Origin of the sequence: Sporosarcina sp. E16_3, from assembly GCF_017347125.1 — a bacterium.
In the GTDB taxonomy this organism is placed as follows: domain Bacteria; phylum Bacillota; class Bacilli; order Bacillales_A; family Planococcaceae; genus Sporosarcina.
On the sequence record NZ_JADPRX010000073.1, the window covers coordinates 1 to 1596 of the forward strand.

Consider the following 1596-nt stretch of genomic DNA (forward strand, 5'->3'; position numbering starts at 1 on the left):
GCTTTGGCGGACTGCTCTCTGGCAAGTCACTGACCCTCGATTCTTCCAAATAGTTTTCAAAATTCGTCGCATTGAATAACGTGGAAGGGCGTAAATACTTCTGCCAATGTGAATCCTCCAGCCATTCCTTCGCTTTCGTGTCAATGACCTTTTTGCAATCCGCCACTGTGTACCCTTCACTGAAACGCCCTGTCACCAATCGTGCAGTCGCCTTCGAAGATGCTTTAAATTGCTTGTTCGCTTTGTCATTCAAATAATCAATGACAGACACAACGTCGAGATCGTTGTCGACAAGTTCTTTCTTAATTCTTTTAATTTCTTTGGTTATTGCTAGGGGCATTTTGCCCTCTGTAGAGGGGGCAATTTGCACTTCCACTTGGAAAGATTTTGCGGTCGTCGATGGAGCATCTTGCCCCCCCTGACAGTGCAGAATTGTATAATCAATGCGGTACCATTTTGTCTTGTCCATTTTCATCCGATTATACGAAGAGGTCGAAATGATATAGCCGCTATTTTCCAGTCTACGAATCGCTCTTTTAATCGTATCGACAGACCAAAATGGGAACTCTTCGTTTTTCCACTCTTCATATGTTTTGTAAACCCACTTATGCCCATCCCGAATTTTGTTCGAGATGAGCGATCTAAAATGTAGCTGCTGAAGTACCATAGCCTCGTTCAATCCAACCTGCATCGCAAGCGACGGAAGTACTTGAAGCGGCGACTCTTCTATTACTAAATTCATCAGGAATCCTCCTCGAGCAAGTGTTTTTTAACGACAGCACGACGTCTTTGGCCTAGACGAACGGTGCCTTCACACTATATATAGACAAACCATTCGAAAAAGGGGACAACTTGATGAAATTTATTTTTTCTTCACGTTGGTAATGATTGCGGCCACAAGAATGAACCACTTTTTGGCCTGTTTTTCACCAGCGATTGTCGCAAGACTTATCACTCGTTGCCAAAGAGTTTACAAATTTGGTAACGTCAAGAAAGTGCAAATTTATAACGTTAAGAATTTTGAAAGATAAAAAAGCCTAACCCCTCCGTATCTCGAACGAGGAATTAGGCTTATGATTGTTTACACAAATAAATTAAATTGAAACACGATTATTATTGCTATTAAAACTAAAAACATCTCAGTTAAAGTCAAAATAGATTGTTTTGGATACTGTGTACATCTCCACTCAAAAAATGCTCTTACCAAGTAGTCCAACACCGCAAAAATAATAACTGCAATTAAAATCAGGTAATTGAACTCTTCAAAATAAAACCACATTACACTAAGTAGAAGTATCATAGTAACCGTGGAAAAGAGTTTCAAACGCTTATCAACTTTCCGATGTAACTCATTTATATGATTATAAGAAAAAAACTCTTTTTTTACTTTCTCAATTTTGAAAAGCTTCCTCAGAATAAGCTTAGCTATTAAAGTACAAACAAAAACAAGTACCACAATCAAACCATACTTTATCCAAAACACCGAATCCCCTCAGCAATCGTAGCAATAGGTAAGCATTTGATGTTATCTCCAGCTTTTCCCCTGCTCCGCACGGAACGTGCCAGTTTCCAAGCATTCCGCGCTCCATCTAGCGA

The 1596-nt window shown here is 39.7% G+C and carries 2 protein-coding genes; both read right to left on the reverse strand.

Annotated elements, in window-relative coordinates; translation table 11 throughout:
• Positions 1–742, reverse strand: a 742-nt coding sequence (locus I2483_RS19075) for a conserved phage C-terminal domain-containing protein (protein WP_207278641.1), incomplete at its 3' end; no start/stop codon positions are given.
• 339 nt (positions 743–1081) lie between these two features.
• Complete coding sequence (locus tag I2483_RS19080; protein WP_207278642.1) at positions 1082–1483, reverse strand: DUF4181 domain-containing protein; 402 nt, start codon at positions 1481–1483, stop codon at positions 1082–1084.
• Positions 1484–1596: the final 113 nt, after the last annotated feature.